Source organism: Mycolicibacterium pyrenivorans, assembly GCF_025821625.1.
In the GTDB taxonomy this organism is placed as follows: domain Bacteria; phylum Actinomycetota; class Actinomycetes; order Mycobacteriales; family Mycobacteriaceae; genus Mycobacterium; species Mycobacterium pyrenivorans.
In genome coordinates this window covers 73,514-90,983 of record NZ_JACKSH010000039.1, presented here as the reverse complement: position 1 = coordinate 90,983, position 17,470 = coordinate 73,514, and the positions used below count along the sequence as shown (strand labels likewise).

16 protein-coding genes are annotated in these 17,470 nt (G+C 70.5%); 12 read left to right on the top strand and 4 right to left on the bottom strand.

The features are described from left to right. The first annotated feature begins 2 nt into the window (after positions 1-2). The 6 genes from H7I57_RS06100 to H7I57_RS06075 all read left to right on the top strand — a co-directional run bounded on the left by H7I57_RS06100 (position 3) and on the right by H7I57_RS06075 (position 7,018). Positions 3-1,145, top strand: a complete 1,143-nt coding sequence (locus H7I57_RS06100) for a polyprenyl synthetase family protein (RefSeq protein WP_264022457.1) — start codon at positions 3-5, stop codon at positions 1,143-1,145. Continuing rightward, the gene (crtI, locus tag H7I57_RS06095) at positions 1,145-2,656 is read left to right on the top strand and encodes a phytoene desaturase family protein (RefSeq protein ID WP_264022456.1); all 1,512 of its coding nucleotides are present in this window, start codon (positions 1,145-1,147) and stop codon (positions 2,654-2,656) included. The genes H7I57_RS06100 and crtI overlap by 1 nt, the downstream gene beginning before the upstream one ends. Positions 2,657-2,669: 13 nt before the next feature. Continuing rightward, the gene (locus H7I57_RS06090; protein ID WP_264022455.1) at positions 2,670-3,608 is read left to right on the top strand and encodes a phytoene/squalene synthase family protein; all 939 of its coding nucleotides are present in this window, start codon (positions 2,670-2,672) and stop codon (positions 3,606-3,608) included. 67 nt (positions 3,609-3,675) lie between these two features. Then, positions 3,676-4,386 carry a class I SAM-dependent methyltransferase gene (locus H7I57_RS06085; RefSeq protein WP_264022454.1) on the top strand — a complete coding sequence of 237 codons (711 nt, stop codon included), beginning with the start codon at positions 3,676-3,678 and terminating at the stop codon, positions 4,384-4,386. Continuing rightward, positions 4,383-5,918 (top strand): FAD-dependent oxidoreductase, encoded by a 1,536-nt coding sequence (locus tag H7I57_RS06080; RefSeq protein WP_264022453.1) that lies wholly within the window; start codon positions 4,383-4,385, stop codon positions 5,916-5,918. The genes H7I57_RS06085 and H7I57_RS06080 overlap by 4 nt, the downstream gene beginning before the upstream one ends. Continuing rightward, a complete protein-coding gene (locus H7I57_RS06075; protein ID WP_264022452.1) occupies positions 5,915-7,018 on the top strand; it encodes a Rieske (2Fe-2S) protein in 1,104 nt (367 codons plus the stop codon). Before H7I57_RS06080 ends, H7I57_RS06075 begins: the two co-directional genes overlap by 4 nt. Here H7I57_RS06075 and idi read toward each other — a convergent pair. Beyond that, a complete protein-coding gene (idi, locus tag H7I57_RS06070) occupies positions 6,942-7,499 on the bottom strand; it encodes an isopentenyl-diphosphate Delta-isomerase (RefSeq protein WP_264022451.1) in 558 nt (185 codons plus the stop codon). The two genes, H7I57_RS06075 and idi, sit on opposite strands and share 77 nt — an antisense overlap. A gap of 91 nt (positions 7,500-7,590) precedes the next feature. Then, entirely contained in the window at positions 7,591-8,775 is a 1,185-nt protein-coding gene (locus tag H7I57_RS06065) for an ROK family transcriptional regulator (RefSeq protein ID WP_264022450.1), read from the bottom strand. 86 nt (positions 8,776-8,861) lie between these two features. Here H7I57_RS06065 and H7I57_RS06060 point away from each other — a divergent pair, with 86 nt between their 5' ends. Both H7I57_RS06060 and H7I57_RS06055 read left to right on the top strand, forming a co-directional pair. Further along, positions 8,862-9,200 (top strand): hypothetical protein, encoded by a 339-nt coding sequence (locus H7I57_RS06060; RefSeq protein WP_264022449.1) that lies wholly within the window; start codon positions 8,862-8,864, stop codon positions 9,198-9,200. Then, positions 9,197-10,483 (top strand): MFS transporter, encoded by a 1,287-nt coding sequence (locus tag H7I57_RS06055; RefSeq protein ID WP_264022448.1) that lies wholly within the window; start codon positions 9,197-9,199, stop codon positions 10,481-10,483. The genes H7I57_RS06060 and H7I57_RS06055 overlap by 4 nt, the downstream gene beginning before the upstream one ends. Here the strand turns inward: H7I57_RS06055 and H7I57_RS06050 are convergent. Next, positions 10,417-11,298, bottom strand: a complete 882-nt coding sequence (locus H7I57_RS06050) for a LysR substrate-binding domain-containing protein (protein ID WP_264022479.1) — start codon at positions 11,296-11,298, stop codon at positions 10,417-10,419. The genes H7I57_RS06055 and H7I57_RS06050 overlap by 67 nt on opposite strands. Before the next feature lie 87 nt (positions 11,299-11,385). Here H7I57_RS06050 and H7I57_RS06045 point away from each other — a divergent pair, with 87 nt between their 5' ends. Genes H7I57_RS06045 through H7I57_RS06030 form a run of 4 tightly spaced genes read left to right on the top strand, consistent with a single transcriptional unit; the run spans position 11,386 to position 14,862 of the window. Further along, positions 11,386-12,597 (top strand): acetyl-CoA C-acetyltransferase, encoded by a 1,212-nt coding sequence (locus H7I57_RS06045; protein WP_264022447.1) that lies wholly within the window; start codon positions 11,386-11,388, stop codon positions 12,595-12,597. Continuing rightward, positions 12,594-13,394 carry a 3-oxoadipate enol-lactonase gene (gene pcaD, locus H7I57_RS06040; RefSeq protein ID WP_264022446.1) on the top strand — a complete coding sequence of 267 codons (801 nt, stop codon included), beginning with the start codon at positions 12,594-12,596 and terminating at the stop codon, positions 13,392-13,394. The genes H7I57_RS06045 and pcaD overlap by 4 nt, the downstream gene beginning before the upstream one ends. Next, a complete protein-coding gene (locus H7I57_RS06035; protein ID WP_264022445.1) occupies positions 13,391-14,179 on the top strand; it encodes a CoA transferase subunit A in 789 nt (262 codons plus the stop codon). The genes pcaD and H7I57_RS06035 overlap by 4 nt, the downstream gene beginning before the upstream one ends. Then, on the top strand, positions 14,176-14,862 hold the full coding sequence (locus tag H7I57_RS06030) for a CoA transferase subunit B (protein WP_264022444.1): 687 nt from the start codon (positions 14,176-14,178) through the stop codon (positions 14,860-14,862). Before H7I57_RS06035 ends, H7I57_RS06030 begins: the two co-directional genes overlap by 4 nt. On the opposite strand, the gene H7I57_RS06025 is transcribed toward H7I57_RS06030, so the two are convergent. Further along, positions 14,808-17,447 carry a helix-turn-helix transcriptional regulator gene (locus tag H7I57_RS06025; protein WP_264022443.1) on the bottom strand — a complete coding sequence of 880 codons (2,640 nt, stop codon included), beginning with the start codon at positions 17,445-17,447 and terminating at the stop codon, positions 14,808-14,810. The two genes, H7I57_RS06030 and H7I57_RS06025, sit on opposite strands and share 55 nt — an antisense overlap. Between the last annotated feature and the right edge of the window lie 23 nt (positions 17,448-17,470).

Genomic DNA, 17,470 nt, shown 5'->3' with positions numbered 1-17,470 from the left:
CGATGACATCCGGTGGGGGATTCGCGACCGACCGCGCTCATTTGGCGGCGGTAAACGACGGCGCCGCCGCGCGCTCGACGCGGGCGGCCGGTTCGCCCGTGTTCCGCAGGCAGGTGCGCGAGGACGTGCTCGCTGCGGTGGCGGAGTTCGTCGACACCCACTGCGCTGCGGCACTCGAGTACAGCCGGGTGGACATCGCCGTGGACGTGCTGCGCGGCCTGCTGACCGACGGCAAGTGCCTGCGCTCGACCTTCCTGTATCTGGGCTGGCTGTGTGGTGCCGAACCGGGGCGCGCCGCGGTGCGGGCCGCCGCCAGCCTGGAGTTCCTGCACGCGTTCGCCTTGATGCAGGACGACGTGATGGATTGTTCACCGCTGCGCCGCGGCCGGCCCAGCGCCCACCATGCCCTCGCACACTGGCATCGCCGCCGCGGACTGTCCGGGTCGCCCGCGCGATTCGGGGAATCGGCGGCGGTCCTGCTCGGTGACCTGTGCCTGGTCTGGGCCGAGCAGATGCTCCGGGAGAGCGGACTGGACGACGCCGCCCTGGCCAGGGCCTGGCCGCGATACGACGCAATGCGCATCGAATTGGCGGTCGGGCAGTTCGCCGACCTGGTCAACGACACCGCCGCATTTCCCTCGCTCGACGAGGTGCTCGACGTCGCCCGGCGCAAGTCGGGCAACTACACGGTCCGCCGTCCACTGGAGATCGGAGCCACGTTGGCAGGGTGTGACGATCAGGTCCTGACCGCGCTCGGTGACTACGGCGAGGCGGTCGGCGAGGCGTTCCAGCTGCGAGACGACCTCCTCGGGGTGTTCGGCTCTCCGAAGACGACCGGGAAGCCCGCCGGCGCCGACCTCTGCGCGCGCAAGGCGACCACCGTGGTCGTGGCCGCCCACCAGCTCGCCACCGCCGCGCAGCGGCGACAACTGTGCAGGCTGATGACCGCCGATCAATTGACCCCGGCCGATATCGCCGGCTGGCAGACGCTCATCGCCGACATAGGTACCGTGGAGTGGATCGAGCATCTCATCGACCAACGACTGAAGCGTGCGCTGGACAGGCTTGACGCCGCGCCGCTGAACAGTGACGCGCATTCGGCGCTCACCGGCATGGCCGCGGCCTGTACCCAGCGGGAGAACTGATGCGGTCCGTCACCGGATCCACCGACCGCGTGGTGGTTGTCGGCGCAGGATTGGCAGGGCTGTCGGCGGCGCTTCACCTGGCCGGACGCGGGCGAACCGTCACCGTCGTCGAACGCGGCGCCCATCCCGGCGGCCGCGTCGGGCGCGCCGACATCGACGGCTACCGGATCGACACCGGACCCACGGTGCTGACGATGCCCGACATCATCGACGACACCTTCGCGGCCGTCGGAGAGTCCACCGCCGCGCGGCTCGACCTGCTGCCGGTGATGCCCGCATACCGCGCCGCCTTCGCCGACGGCAGCAGCCTGGACGTACACACCGATGCGGCGGCGATGGCCGCCGAGATCGAGCGCTTCGCCGGACCCGGCGAAGCCGCGGGCTACCTGCGGCTGCGACAGTGGCTCACCCGGCTCTACGACCTCGAGTTCGACGGTTTCATCGGCGCCAACTTCGACTCCCCGCTGTCCCTGCTGACCCCGCAGCTCGCCCGGCTGGCCGCCATCGGCGGATTCCGGCGCTGGGAGCCGATGGTGCGGCGGTTCATCAGCGACGAACGACTGCTGCGCGTGTTCACGTTCCAGGCCCTCTACGTCGGGGTCCCGCCGCGGAAGGCGCTGGCGGCCTACGCCGTGATCGCCTACATGGACACGGTGTCGGGCGTGTACTTTCCCCGCGGCGGGATGCGCGCGCTGCCCGACGCACTGGCCGCGGCCGCCGCCGACGCCGGAGTCGAGTTCCGCTACAACTGCGCGATCACCGAATTGGAACGCTCGGGCAGCCGGGTCACGGCCGTGCGCACCGCCGGCGGCGAGCGGTTTCCCGCCGACGCCGTGGTCCTCACCACCGAACTGCCCGACACGTACCGACTGCTCGGACGCACCCCCCGCCGGTTGCTGACGCTGCGCCCCGCACCGTCGGCGGTCGTGGCGCACCTCGGCTGCCGCGGCGTCGCCTCCGCTGCCGACCAGTCCCACCACACGATCCTGTTCGGTGACGCCTGGCAGCAGACCTTCCACGACATCATCGATGCGGGCCGCCCGATGGTGGACCCGTCGCTGCTGGTCACCCGGCCGACCGCCGGTGACCCCAGCCTGGCGCCGCCGGGGCGCGACCTGCTCTACGTGCTCGCACCGGCACCCAATACGGCTGTCGGGCACAAGGATTGGGATGGCGAACGGGACGGATACGTGCAGCACATGCTCGACACCGTCACCACGCGCATGCCGCACCTCGGCGACGACGCCGAGATCCTGCACGTCGTCACGCCGCAGGACTGGGCCAGGCAGGGCATGGCCGCGGGCACCCCGTTCGCCCTTGCGCACACGTTCGGCCAGACCGGTCCGTTCCGGCCGGGTAACACCGTGCGCGGTGTCGACAACGCGGTGCTGGCCGGGTCGTCCACCGTGCCCGGTGTCGGCATTCCCACCGCGATCGTGTCGGGTCGCCTCGCCGCCGACCGCGTCACCGGACTCGTCAGCCGGACCCATCCACGCGCGGTGTCGAAGTGATTGGCGGGCAACGGTGATCGGCTCTGAACTCGACGCCGCCGGCGTGCACGACCAGGCGCTGCGGGAGGCCTACCGCCGCTGCCGCGCCATCAATGCCCAGCACGGCCGGACCTTCTTCCTCGCGACCCGGCTGCTCTCGCCGGCCCAGCGACCGGCCGTGCATGCGCTGTACGGGTTCGCCCGGCGGGCCGACGACGTACTCGACGGTTTCGACTCGCGCAGCACGGATCAGCGCGCCCGAGAGCTACAGGCGCTGGCCACGGCGCTGTTCACCCGATTGGTCGAGAAGCGACCGGCCGGAGACGACCCGATCCTGGAGGCGGTCGTGGACACCGCCAACAACTACGAACTGGACTGGCAGCTCTTCGACGACTTTCTCGGTTCGATGAGGATGGACCTCACGGTCACCGACTATCCCGACCGAGCCGCGCTGGACCGCTACATGTACGGCTCCGCCGAGGTGATCGGCCTGCAACTCCTGCCGGTGCTGGGTACCGTCGCCCCGCGGGACGAGGCGGCGCCGTACGCAGCTGCCCTCGGGAAAGCCTTCCAGCTCACCAACTTTCTGCGCGACATCGACGAGGATCTGACTCGCGGGCGGGTCTACCTGCCCGCCGATGAACTCGCAGGCCACGGGGTCGACCGCGACGTGCTGGCGTGGTGCCAGAGGAATCGTCGCACCGACCCGCGGGTGCGGTCGGCCCTGACCGAACAGCACGCCGTGACCCGGCGGATCTACACGCAGGCGAAAGGCGGCATCGCGCTGCTGCATCCGCGGTCACGCCCGTGCGTCGACGCCGCGCTGACGTTGTACTCGGGGATACTGGACCGCATCGAGGAACTGGATTTCGCCGTGTTCACCGAGCGGGCGCGCGTTTCGACGGCCCGCCGGCTGCAGGTCGCGGGCACCGGGCTGGTCAAGGCCTTGCGGGCCCGCCGGCAGGAGGTGTGACCATCGACCGGTACCAGTACCTGCTGCTGCGGGAACGCCACCGGGACACGACCGAACAGGGAGCGACATGAGCGCAGGACCGTATGACGTTCCCAACGCATTCGATGCGGGCGCGGATGCCTACGACGGCCTGGTCGGCGCGAATCCGGGCTACCACAGGCACCTGCGCATGTCGGCACAGCGAATGCAGCTGCCCGACAAAGGACGTGGCCTACGTCTGCTCGACATCGGCTGCGGCACAGGGGCATCCACCGCAGCTCTGCTGCACGTCGCACCGCACGCCGAGATCGTCGCCGCCGACGGCTCTGCGGGCATGCTGGCACGGGCGCGGGCCAAGCAGTGGCCGGCGACGGTGACTTTCGTCCACAGCCGCGCCGAAGGCCTCGCCGAGGCGGGTGTCGCCGGCCCGTTCGACGGCATCCTGGCGGCCTATCTGGTGCGCAACGTCGCCGACCCGGACGCGGTGCTGCAGTCGTTGTGCGCCCTCCTGCGACCCGGCGGTGTCTTCGCCGCCCACGAGTACTCGGTGTCCGACTCCCGGGTGGCCACCGCCATCTGGAACATGGTGAGCTCGGCGATCATCATCCCGGCCGGCCGGCTACGCTCCGGCGACGCCGGGTTGTACCGCTACCTGCGCCGCAGCGTCAATGACTTCGACGGCGCAGCCGAGTTCCGGAATCGGATGCAGCGCAACGGCTTCACCGATGTGCACAGCCTCTCGGTCCCCGGTTGGCAGCACAACATCGTGCACACCTTCCTCGGCCGGGCGCCGCGGTGAGAGACTCTCGCCGAGTCCTGCACCCCGCCGCGCCAGGACTGCCAGACGCCGCCGCGCTGCCCACCCGCCCCCGGGCCGTGGTCATCGGCGCAGGTATCGCGGGACTGGCCGCGGCGGCCGCGCTCGCCGAACGGGGCGTGGCCGTCGACCTGATCGAGAAGCAGAACTACCTCGGCGGCCGGGTCGGAGGCTGGCGCGAGACGCTGCCCGACGGCACACCGGTGTCGATGAACCGCGGCTTCCACGCGTTCTTCCGTCAGTACTACAACCTGCGAAACCTATTGAGGCGCATCGATCCCGACCTATCGATGCTCAGTCCGCTGGACGACTATCCACTGGTCGACGGGCAGGGTCGGCGCGACACGTTCCGCGGCCTGCCCCGTACCCCACCACTGAACGCGGTGGCTTTCGCGTTGCGCAGCCCCACATTCCGGCTCCGCGACCTCGTCCGCCTCGACGCCCGCGCCGCGGCGCCGCTGGCGGCGGTGTCGGTACCTCAGACCTACCACGAACTCGACGACCTGGACGCCGAGAGGTTCCTGCGCGACATCAACTTTCCCGAGGCCGCCAGGCATCTGGCCTTCGAGGTGTTCTCCCGCAGCTTCTTCACCCGCCCGGCCGCCTTGTCGGCAGCCGAACTGGCCACCATGTTCCACATCTACTTCCTCGGCTCCAGCGAAGGTCTGGTGTTCGACGTCGCCACCGCCGACTTCGACATGGCACTGTGGCGGCCCCTCGGTGAGCATCTGCAGGACCTCGGGGTTCGGGTGCGCACCGGGACAGCGGTACGCCACCTTGCGGTGACCGCCCCCGGCGGGTTCGCCGTGACGGATGAGGCCGGTACCGACATCGACGCCGACGGCGTGGTGCTCGCCACCGACGTCGCAGCCCTGCAGTCGATCGTGGCGAATTCGACGGGCCTCGACGATCCCGGGTGGCGCTCCCGAATCGACCAGATGGGCACCGCGGCACCGTTCCTCGTGCAGCGTCTGTGGCTGGACCGTCCGGTGCGTGCCGACCGACCGGCTTTCCTCGGCACCGGGGGTCAGATGCCGCTGGACAATGTCAGCGTGCTGAACCGGTACGAACGCGAAGCCACCGAATGGGCCGAGCGCACCGGCGGGTCCGTCGTCGAACTGCACGCCTATTCGGTCGCCGAGGACACCCCGCAACTGCGCCGGGACCTGGTGGCCCGGCTGCACGCCCTGTATCCGGAGACCTCGTCGGCTCGCGTCGTCTTCGAACAGACACTGTGCCGCAACGACTGTCCCCGGCTGGCGCCGGGAGATTTCGGGAGCCGGCCGTCGGTGATCAGTCCGTATCCGGGTCTGGCGCTGGCCGGTGACGGCATCCGGATAGACCTGCCGGTGGCGTTGATGGAGCGCGCCGCCACCACGGGTCTGGCGGCAGCCAACGCCCTGCTCGACCACTTCGGTGTGAGGGGGCACGATATGTACACCGTGCCGGTGCGCGGACGGTCACGCGTCCTGCGCCATCTCGCCGGCCGCGTCGAGAGGGGGACATCGCAGTGAACGGGCTGAACCGGTTCGCGACCTCCGCGCGTAAGGCGTGGCCGTTCGAGATCCTGCCGCGCACGCCGTGGGCGCGGCAAACCCCGACCTATCGGCAGGCGTCACCGTCGGTGATCGACGCGGCGCTCGCACGGTCGCAGAAGCGGCCGGGCGGCAACTGGTTCGTCGTCGCCGCCAGTTCTGACATCGCCTCGAAGCCCCACGGCGCCAACGTGGCCGGCGCCGAGTTGGTGTGCTGGCGCGGTGTCGACGGTCAACTGCTCATCGGTCCGGCCCGCTGCCCGCACCTCGGCGCGGACCTGTGCACCGGCTCCGTGGACCGCGGCGCCCTGATCTGTCCGTGGCACGGCCTGCGGCTGACCGGCCGCTCCCGGCCGGACTGGCCGGCACTGCCCGCGTACGACGACGGCGTGCTGGCCTGGGTCCGGCTCGACCGCATCGGCGGGGCGGCGCCCACGCCGGCGCCGATCCTGCCGGTGCGGCCCGAGGGTCCGCAAATCGCCGCCGTCACCAGCCTCACCGGCACCTGCGAACCCGCCGACATCATCGCCAACCGGATGGATCCCTGGCACGGCGCTTGGTTCCATCCCTATTCGTTCACCCGACTCGAGGTCCTCAGCGCGCCGCCCGACGGTGAGGTGGTGCCCGACGAACTGGACCGCTTCCTGGTCGCGGTGACGTTCCGCATCGGACGGCTCGGCGTCCCGGTGATCGCCGAGTTCACCAGTCCCGAGCCGCGCACCCTGGTCATGCGCATCGTCGACGGGGAAGGCGCCGGCAGCGTCGTCGAAACCCACGCCACGCCAGCTGGATTCGGACCGGACGGTCAGCCCCGAAGCACAGTTCTGGAGGCGGTCATCGCGCACTCCGACCGTCCGGGGTTCGCCCGTGCGCTACGTGCCGCACCGGCCATCACACCGTTCATGCGCCGCGCGGCGCACCGACTGTGGCGCGACGATCTGCGCTACGCCGAGCGCCTGCACACGGTGCGCAGGCAGGACACCGATAAAACGGCGGATCTGCTCAAGCCGCTGGACGCGCCCACGACGGCAGACCCGCGGCATCCAGGAGCGGCACCTGGCTGCGGGCCCACGGGCTGATCGCCCAGTCCAGGGCCGCGGCGGCGCGCACGTCGTCCCAGCCCACCCACACCAGGTCCATCACCTCGTCCGGGGCGGCGTCCACCCGGCTCGCGGCCAAGGCACAGAAAACCGGGCAGACCTCGTTCTCCACGGTCCCGTCGGCGGCCTGTGCCCGGTAACGGAAATCGGGCAGCACGCAGACCACCTCGGCGAGCGTGGTTCCCAGTTCCTGACGGGCGCGGCGGCGCACCGCATCCTCGACGGACTCCCCCGGCGCGGGATGACCGCAGAAGGCATTGGTCCACACCCCCGGCCAGGTCTGCTTGGTCAGCGCCCGCCGGGTCAGCAGCGCGCGGCCGGTCCCGTCGAAGAGGTAGCAGGAGAATCCGAGGTGCAACGGCGTTTCGGCATGGTGCACGGTGGCCTTGGCGGCGCTGCCCACGGCATTGCCCGCTTCGTCGAGCAGCACCACACGTTCCTCGTGGCTCACAACCGTCATTGTTACCCGCCGGTCTCCCAATCAAACGATGCTTCAACGATTCAAGCAGCCTACGGAACATCCGTCGGCAGAGTCGGATACGCGCCGAAGATCACCGCGACGGAGTGACCAGCGCATCGATGGTTTCGGGGCCGAGGACCTGGTCGAGCACCACCATGGCGGTGCCGAGGACCCCGGCCCGGTCCCCTAATGCGGCCGGCACGACCTCGAGCATTCTGGTGGCCAGCGTTGTGGCGTTGCCGTACAACGTTTCTCGCAGCCCGGCGACGAAGAAGTCGTAGGCGCCCGCGACGTCGCCCGCCACCACCAGCGCAGCGGGGTTGAGCAGGTTGACCGCCGCGGCCAGCACCTCGCCGACGTGGCGGCCGCTGTCGCGGATCAACCGCCGTGCCAACACGTCGCCACCGTGTGCCAACTCGACGACGTCGCGAAGGTTCCCGACCTGCCTGCCTTCCTCGCGCAGGCTGCGCACCAACGCCCAGCCGCCGGCGACGGCCTCCAGGCATCCGGTGTCGCCGCACCGGCAGACCCGCCCCGCCGCCGCGGCGGTCTTGTCGTGGCCGAACTCGCCTGCCGCCCCGATCGCGCCGCGCTGCAGCACCCCGCCTGCGATGATGCCCGCCCCGAGGCCGGTCGACGCCTTGATGACCACGATGTCGTGGAAGCCGCCTGCTCCGGCGCGCCATTCGGCGAGGGCGATGACGTTGGCGTCGTTGTCCAGCACCACCGGCGCGTCGGTGAGCTCACGGAAGTACGGCACCAGCGGTGCCCCGTCCCAGCCGCTCAGCACGGGCGTGTCGACGCTGCACCCCCGCTGCCGGTCGACGGTGCCGGGCAGGCTGAGCCCGACACCGAAGACCTGCGCCGGCGAGTAGCCCGAGTCGGCCAGCATCAGATCCAGGCGCTTGACCACATCGGGCATCAGATCCTCGGCGCGAAGCCCCGGCTCCTGATCGATGTCGGCGGTTACCAGCACGTCGCCGGCCAGATTGCAGACCCCGAGCCGTGCGCGGCTGCCGCCGATGGCCGCTGCCAGCACCACCCCGGCGTCGGCGTTGAAGCTCAGCAGCGCGGGAGGCCGCCCACCCGTCGACACCGCCTGCTCCCGCTCGAAGACCAGGTTGCGTGCGGTGAGTTCCCTCACCCTCGCCGAGACCGCGGTCCGCGACAACCCGGTCAGTTTGCCGACCTCGGCGCGCGTCACCTCGCGTTTGTCCCTGATCAGGGCATACAGGTCCCCGACAGAAACCGCAGACGCCGTCCGGAACAAGGGCACGGGCGGAGCCTAACTCCAGACACTTATGATTTTCAAATACATAAGTCAGATTGAGAAGTACCTTATCCGGGATTACCGTTGTCCAGATGAAGGAACCGAGATCGCTGCTGGACGTCGCACCGGTGATGCCCGTGATCAGCGTGCGCGACCAGCCCGCACTCGCACGGGCGGTGGGAGCGGAGTTCCTGGTCGCCACCCTCGGCGCCGCGCCTCTGTGCGCGGCGATGCGCGACACCGAACTCCCCCACCTGCCCGGTGTGGCGACAGCACCGGAAGCCATGCAGTTGCTCGACGACGGTTACACCGACATGGTCCTGCACCCGGCAGATGCCGTCCGCCGAGGCGACTGGGGCCGGATCCGTCGTCTCGCCGAGGTCGCCGTCACGCTGAGCAGGCCCGCGGTCACCGCTGTTCGAGCACTATGACCGTGACCCTCGACCGCGCCTCGGGCCCCGTTTCGGTGGTGGCGCCCGATCCGGTGGTGCGCTGGCTCGCCGTCGTCGCGCTCGCACTCGGTGGATTCGGCATCGGCACCACCGAGTTCGTCGCCATGGGCCTGCTCCCCGACATCGCGAATGGCCTCGGTGTGTCCGAACCCGCAGCGGGACATGTCATCTCGGCGTACGCGCTGGGAGTCGTCGTCGGCGCCCCGCTGATCGCCGCCGTCACCGCGAGGATGGCGCGCCGCAAGCTGCTGCTCGCGCTGATGGCGGTGTTCACCCTCGGCAACCTGGCAAGCATGCTGGCACCGACCTACGAGACGCTGATCGCGGCCCGGTTCTTCGCGGGTCTTCCGCACGGGGCGTTCTTCGGCGTGGCCGCGTTGGTGGCCGCTCACCTGATGGGTCCGCAGAACCGGGCCAAGGCGGTCGCCCACGTGATGTCCGGGCTGACGATCGCGACGGTGCTCGGCGTGCCGATGGCCTCCTGGCTGGGCCAATCACTGGGCTGGCGTTCCGCTTTCGGCCTTGTGGTCGCCGTGGGCGTGGTCGCCCTGACGGCACTGTGGTTCTGGCTCCCGTTCCAGCTGCGCTTCATCCCGTCGACCAGTCCGCTGGCCGAACTCACCGCGCTGCGCCGCGTCCAGGTCTGGCTGGCGCTGCTGGTCGGCATGATCGGCTTCGGCGGCATGTTCGCCGTCTACACCTACATCACCACCACGATGACCGACGTCGCGGGCATGCCGCGCGCGCTGGTCCCGGTGGCGCTCATGGTGTTCGGTCTCGGCATGGTCGCCGGAAACCTGCTCGGCGGCCGACTGGCCGACGGCTCGGTGATCCGGGCGCTGTACCTGTCGATGGGCGCGCTGAGCGCGGTACTCGCCGTCTTCGTCGTGGCCTCGCACAACCCATGGACGGCGCTGGTGGTGCTCTTCGGCATCGGCGCGTCGGGCTCTGCGGTCGCCCCGGCGCTGCAGACCCGGCTGATGGACGTCGCCCATGACGCCCAGACTCTCGCCGCGGCGCTGAACCATTCAGCGCTCAACATCGGCAACGCGACGGGCGCGCTGGTCGGGGGCATGGTGATCGCCGCCGGTCTCGGCTACACGGCACCGGCAGCCGCGGGCGCGCTGCTCGCGTTGGCGGGAATCGCCGTGCTGACGGTGTCGGTGCTTCTGCAGAAGCGGACCGCGAAGCGAAACTATTCGAGGGTGCGCAGCACCTCGAGAACATTGGCGATCAGCGCGGACCCGCGCGTACTGGAATAGGCCGCGAGCAGGTCTATCGAATTCGACGCCGGCGACAGGGGCCGATAGCAGACGCCTGCGATGTCCAGCTCCGCGGTCGGTTCGGGAACCACCGCCACGCCCAGGCCCGCGGCGACCAGGGTCACCAGCGTGGACGTCTCCTCCACCTCGTGACGGATACGCGGCGTGAACCCGGCGTCCGTGCACAGGGTGGTCACGAGTGCGCTCATCCGCGAGCGCCCCCGGCCCGCGTGGCTGATGAAGTCCTCGTCACGCAGGTCGCCGATCCTCAGTTCGTCGCGTTCGGCGTAGCGGTGTCCGGCGGGCACGGCCACCAGAAGGCGATCCCGCCGGACCGTTTCGACGGTGATGTCGGGGTCGGTGACCGGCGGTCGCAGCAGCCCCAGGTCGATCTCGCCGATGTGCAGCGCGGCGAGCTGCGCCGGAGCCAGCATCTCGCCGCGCACACTCACGTCGATGTCCGGCAGCGTCCTGCGCAGCGCACGCACCAGCTGTGGGAGCAGCGAGTAGGTGGCGGAGCCGACGCAGCCGATCACCAGGCGCCCCTGCGCACCTTCGGCGACCCGGCGGGCCTGCTTGCCGGCGTCGTCCACGGCGTCGAGGATCTCGATGGTCCGGTCGAGAAAGGCCCGGCCGGCCGCGGTGAGTTCGACACTGCGGGTGGAGCGAGTCAGCAAGGTGACCCGCAGTTCGCGCTCGAGTTGGCGGATCTGCTGGGACAGCGGCGGCTGCGCGATGTGCAGCCGTTCCGCGGCCCGGCCGAAGTGCAGCTCTTCGGCGACCGCTCGGAAGTACCGCAGGTGTCGCAGTTCCACACTCACCGCCCCGATAGGACTCTAGACATATCAATCGAGCTTATTTGAGTATTTCAGAATATCGCTCTTTGGTCCTACCGTCGAAGCATGGACGTCGTGATCTGCAATCCCCTCCGCACCCCGGTGGGACGGATGGGCGGGGCACTGTCGACGCTGACGGCCGCAGATCTGGCCACCGCGACGTTGCGCGCGCTCGTCGAACAGACCGGCCTCGGCGAAGGTGATGTCGACGACGTCGTGCTCGGCAACGGCTATCCCAACGGTGAGGCGCCGGCGATCGGCCGCATCGCAGCCCTGGACGCCGGACTCGGAACCGACGTGCCCGGCCTGCAGATCGACCGACGGTGCGGATCGGGTCTGCAGGCGGTGCTCTACGCCGCCGGTCAGGTGGCGACCGGTGCGGCCGAAGTCGTCGTCGCGGGCGGGGCCGAGTCGATGTCCACTGTTGAGCACTACGCCCTCGGCCTTCGCACCGGCGTGCGCCAGGGAGGCATCGCCCTTGCCGACCGACTCGACCGGGCCCGCGAAACAGCGGGCGGCGCCTCGCATCCCATCGCGGGCGGCATGATCGAGACCGCGGAGAACCTGCGACGCCGGTACGGCATCCCCCGCGAGGAGCAGGACGAGCTGTCCGTGCGGTCCCATCAGCGCGCGATCGCCGCCCACGACGCGGGCCGTTTCGCCGAGGAACTGGTCCCGGTGTCCGTGCCCGGGAAACGCGGAAAGCCCGACATCGTCGTCGATCGTGACGAACATCCCCGCGCCGACGTCAGCGCCGAGAAACTGGCGGGCCTGCGCGCGGTGAGGGCGACGGTCGACGCCGATTCCACCGTCACCGCCGGCAATGCCTCCGGCCAGAACGACGGCGCGGCGATGTGCGTGGTCACCACGGCCGCCGCCGCCGCGAGGCTGGGGTTGATCCCGATGCTGGCGTTGCGGTCCTGGGCGGTGACGGGATGCCGCCCGGAGACCATGGGCATCGGCCCGGTGAGCGCCACCGCGGCCGCCCTCGACCGGGCCGGGCTGACGCTCGACGACGTCGACCTGATCGAACTCAACGAGGCGTTCGCCGCGCAGGTGCTTGCGGTGCTGGCCGAGTGGAAAATGGACCCGCTCGACGACCGGCTGAACCCGAACGGATCCGGGATCTCGCTGGGCCATCCGGTCGGGGCGACGGGTGCCCGGATCCTGGCCACGGCGGCCCACGAGGCACGCCGCCGCGGCGCGCGCACCGTCCTGGAGACGATGTGCATCGGCGGCGGGCAGGGACTGGCGGCCGTCTTCGAGGTGGTGTCGTGAGCGCTCGCGCGACGAGCAGTCGGCAGCCGCGCGCGGTCGACGTGCACGCGGTCGTCAGCGGACCCGCCGACGCGCCGGTCGTGGTGCTGTCCAACTCGCTGGGCTCGACCCATTGCATGTGGGACCCCCAGATCGCCGACCTGGAACGGCGTTTTCGGGTGGTGCGGTATGACACCCGCGGCCACGGCGACTCCCCGGTGCCCGCCGGACCGTATTCGATCGACGACCTGGCCGACGACCTCGTCGCGCTGCTCGACCGGCTCGGTGTCGCACGGGCCTCGTTGGTCGGCTTGTCGCTCGGCGGCATGACGGTCATGCGGGTGGCTGCCCGTGACCCGGACCGCGTGGCGCGAATCGTGTTGTTGTGCACCGGGGCGCAGTTGGCGCCCGCGGAAGCCTGGACGGAGCGTGCGGCCGTCGTGCGCGCGCGGGGCAGTCGGGCGGTGGCTCCCGCCGTCGTCGAGCGCTGGTTCACCTCGGCCTATCTCACCGCGCATCCCGACGAGCGCCGCACGTACGAACAGATGATCGGGTCCACCCCCGCCGAAGGCTACGCGGGCTGTTGTGAGGCCATCGCGACACTCGATCTGCGAGAGCAGCTTCCCGCCATCACCGCGCCGACTCTCGTCATCGCCGGCGAGGACGACCCGGCGACGCCGCCGGCGAAACTCGAGGACATCGCCGCCCGGATACCCGGTGCGCGACTGCTCTCCGTACCGCGGGCCGCGCACCTGGCCAACGCCGAGCAGCCCGGCATCGTCACCCCCGCCCTCATCGAACACCTGGAGCGACAATGACTTTGAACAAGGTCGTGGGTTCACCGGCCGCAGCGGTTGCCGACATCCCCGATGGCGCGAGCCTGGCCGTCGGCGGCTTCGGACTGGCCGGGATTCCTTGGTTCCTCATCGAGGCCCTGTTGGAACAGGGTGCTGGTGACCTGACGATCGTCAGCAACAACTGCGGCGTCGACGGCGGCGGCCTCGGACTGCTCCTCGAAGCGCACCGGATCACCCGCGTCGTCGCGTCCTATGTCGGCGAGAACAAGGAATTCGCCCGCCAGTACCTGTCCGGCGAGTTGACGGTCGAGCTGACCCCGCAGGGCACCCTGGCCGAACGACTGCGTGCCGGCGGCAGCGGCATCGGTGCGTTCTTCACCCCGACCGGGGTGGGCACGCTGGTCGCCGACGGGGGTCTGCCCTGGCGCTATCACCCCGATGGAAGTGTCGCGCTGGCGTCACCCCCGAAGGAGGTGCGGACGTTCGGTGGCCGCCAGATGCTGCTCGAGGAGTCCATCGTCACCGATTACGCGTTGGTGCGGGCGGCCGTCGCCGACAAGGCGGGCAACTGCGTCTTCCACTCCGCGGCACGCAACTTCAATCCCCCGGCGGCTATGGCGGGCCGGCTCACCGTCGTCGAGGCGGAGAAGGTCGTGGAGGTCGGCGACCTTCATCCCGACGAGGTCCACCTGCCGGGCATCTTCGTGCAGCGCGTCGTCGAGCTGTCGCCGGAACAGGCCTCCCGCAAGGGAATCGAGAAGCGCACCACCCGGCCCCGGCCGACACCCCAGGAGGTCTCCCCATGAGTTGGACCCGTGAGCAGATGGCCGCGCGGGCGGCCCTCGAACTCCGCGACGGCGACTACGTCAACCTCGGCATCGGCCTGCCGACCCTGATCCCGGACCATCTACCGGAGGGCTCGGACGTCACGCTGCACGCCGAGAACGGCATCCTCGGCGTCGGCCCGTTCCCGTACGACGACGAGGTGGACCCGGACCTGGTGAACGCGGGCAAGCAGACCGTGTCCGTGGTCGACGGGGCGTCGTACTTCGATTCGGCCACCAGTTTCGCGATGATCCGCGGCGGCCACGTCGACGTGGCGGTGCTGGGCGGTATGCAGGTGGCGGCCAACGGCGACCTGGCCAACTGGATGGTGCCGGGGTCGATGGTCAAGGGTATGGGCGGCGCGATGGACCTCGTCAGCGGCGCGGAGCGCGTCATCGTGCTGATGGACCACGTGGCGAAATCCGGTGCCGCCAAGCTTGTTCTCCACTGCGATCTGCCGTTGACCGGCAAGGCGGTGGTCAGCCGGGTGATCTCCGACCTTGGGGTGTTCGACGTGACCGGCACCGGGTTCGCGGTCGTCGAACTCGCCGACGGCGTGGACTTCGACGAGGTTGCGGCCAAGACCGCCGCTCCGGTGAGCGATGACCGTCAGCGCCGCAGCGCGGCGAGCTCCGAGCGGGACCGCACGCCGAGCTTGGCGTAGACGCGGGTGAGGTGGTACTGCACCGTCTTCGGGGACACGTAAAGTTCCGCAGCCACCTCGCGGTTCGAGAAGCCCTGGGCGACAAGGGCGGTCACCGCCTCCTCCTGCGGCGTGAGATCCACGTCGTCACGTGAGCCACGGACCCGGTGCAGGCCGCCCGCCTTGAGTTCCCGGTCGCAGCGGGCGACATAGGTGTGCGCACCCAGGGACAGGTAGAGCTCACGGGCGGCGCTGATCACCGCGTCGGCTTGGCGTCGCTTCCCGGCGCGCCGCAGCGTCTGCCCGAAGGCGAAGTTGACCCGCGCGGTGTCGTACCGCAGCGGCAGCCCCTGCAGCAGTTCCAGCGACTCTTCGAACGACCTTCGGGCCGCGTGGATGTCACCGAGCGCGCCGTGCAATCGGCCACGGGCATAACCGAGGCGGGCCCGTGCCGATCGATGGCCGCGGGCCCTGGCCCGTTGTTCATGCGGCTGCAGGAAGGTGTCGGCTTCTGCGAGTTGGCCGTCGAGCACCAGCGCATTGGCCAACAGGTCGGGCCACGGCCAATAGCCCGGTTCCTGCAGCGAGGTACCGGCGGCCATGGCGGCCAACGGGGTGGCGATCCGACGGACCTTGGAGTAATCGGCCTCCGCTTCGGCGATCTGCGCGCGCGCCAGCACCGTCGGGATCACCATCATCTCGTAGTCGCCGGTGACCGAGGTTGCCGAGTGCAGCGCCGACGCGGCAGCGGGCCAGTCGCCCCGGAGCGCGGCGATCTGTGCCGCCGTCCACTCCAGCAGCGGTGTGGTGACCACGATCCCGCTGGACGTCGCCAGCGCGCGCCCACGTTCGACGGTGTCCGACGCCTTGTCCCACTCACCGATCGCGAACTGGACTCGACCCAGCCATGCCAACGCCCACAGCGTGATTCGCGCCGATCCGCCGAGGCCGGCGACCGCGACCGCGCTCTCCAGGCTCGCGCGCGCACCGTCGACGTCGTCGCGGATGAACTGCACCCAGCCGCGCCCCATGACGACACGCTGAGCCTGGGCGCCGTGCCGGACACGCGCACCGAGATCGTCGTAGGCCGCGCCGGCGCGGCGGGGATGTCCGGCCGCCAGCAGCCCGAGACCCCGGATCGCCGCCGACTCGATCCCGGCGGGTGAGTCGCTGTCGGCCAAGCTCAGCGCGCGGTCTGCCCAGGCAATCAATTCCTCGCCGCGGCAACGGATCAGCGAATGCAGCACATGACGTTGCGCCACCAGCGCCGCGGTGTCGGGATCACGCTCGGCGTTGACGATGTCCCATGCGCGCGCCAACCGGACCTCGGCTTCGGCCGACCGGCCGCGGAGAATGGCCAGGTAGGCCAGGACGGCATTGCGCAGCGGTGTCTCCCGCAGGCTCTCCACCGCAGGGACTTTCGCGGCCGCGGCCACACAGTCACCGGCCGCGACCAGGGCGTCGACCGAGCGGGTCAGCCGTTCGTCGTGCAGGAGCGGGTCGGCGGTGAGCCGCGCGGAGTCGCGGAACAGGGTCGCCGCCTGCGCCCAGGCGCCTTCCGCGCCGCGGTCGTGTGCCAACTGCGCGACGTCGTCGGCGAGCGCGGAATCCGGTGTCGGCGTCGCCGCCACGAGATGGCCGAGCCGCTTCACCGGATCGCTGACGATGCCGGCCGCCCGCCGGTGCGCGTCGGCGAGAGCATGCACGCCCATCAGGTCGACCACCGAGACCCGGGTCGCGGAATCGCACAACCGCGGCTCGAACGGTGTCGCCGCGGTGACCAGCCCCGCGGTGGCGGCCGAGTCCAAGCCGGGCAGCGGGTCGACCAATCCTGCCAGCGCGGCAGCGTCGGCGAGCGAGGCATCCTCGCCGAGGACCGCCAACGCCTCGACGAGCGCGCGGCCGTCGGGTGTGCAATCCGCCAGCCGCTCGCGGGTCTGCGCCCTGAGGTGGCTCGGCGCGGGCAGTGCCGCGTCGGGCTGCGACCATACGGAATCGGGCACCTCGTCGAGCAGTGCGAGCACATCGCGCGGATTCCCCGCCGTGTGCCGGGTCAGCGCGCTGACGACCGACGGGTGCAGGGTCCGGCCGCGGGCGGCGGCGAGCGCGGCGACCGCGCGTTCCGACAGCCCGGCCAGGTCCAGTCTCTCATCGGCGAGGTCGGTCAACGCCGGTGTCGGTGAGGTCGTCGCGAGCACGACGAGGACGGGCAGTTCCCGCTGATGTCGCACCAGCGTCGAGATGGCTTGGAGCGACTCGGAATCGGCGTGCTCGGCGTCGTCGATGATCAGCAGCACCGGCCCCGGTGCCCGCAACCGGTCGACGAGCTGCGCTGCCGCCTCCACCGGGTCGGCGGGCACGTCGTCCTGCAGCATCTGCGCGAGCACTCCGCCGGGAAGGTCGGACTCCCACGGGGCGGCGCGGGCCCACAACGTCGTGCCGGACCCGCCGGCCAGAGCCCGGAGCAGTGCGGTCTTGCCGGTGCCCGGTCCGCCCACCACCGCCACCACACCTGCGCCGCCGCTGACGGTCCCATGAAGACGTGCGGCGAGTTCGCAGAGTTCGTCGTCACGCCCGACGCAGCCGGTCGGCCCGATGAGCACCATCACATCGTAGTGGCGAGACGCCG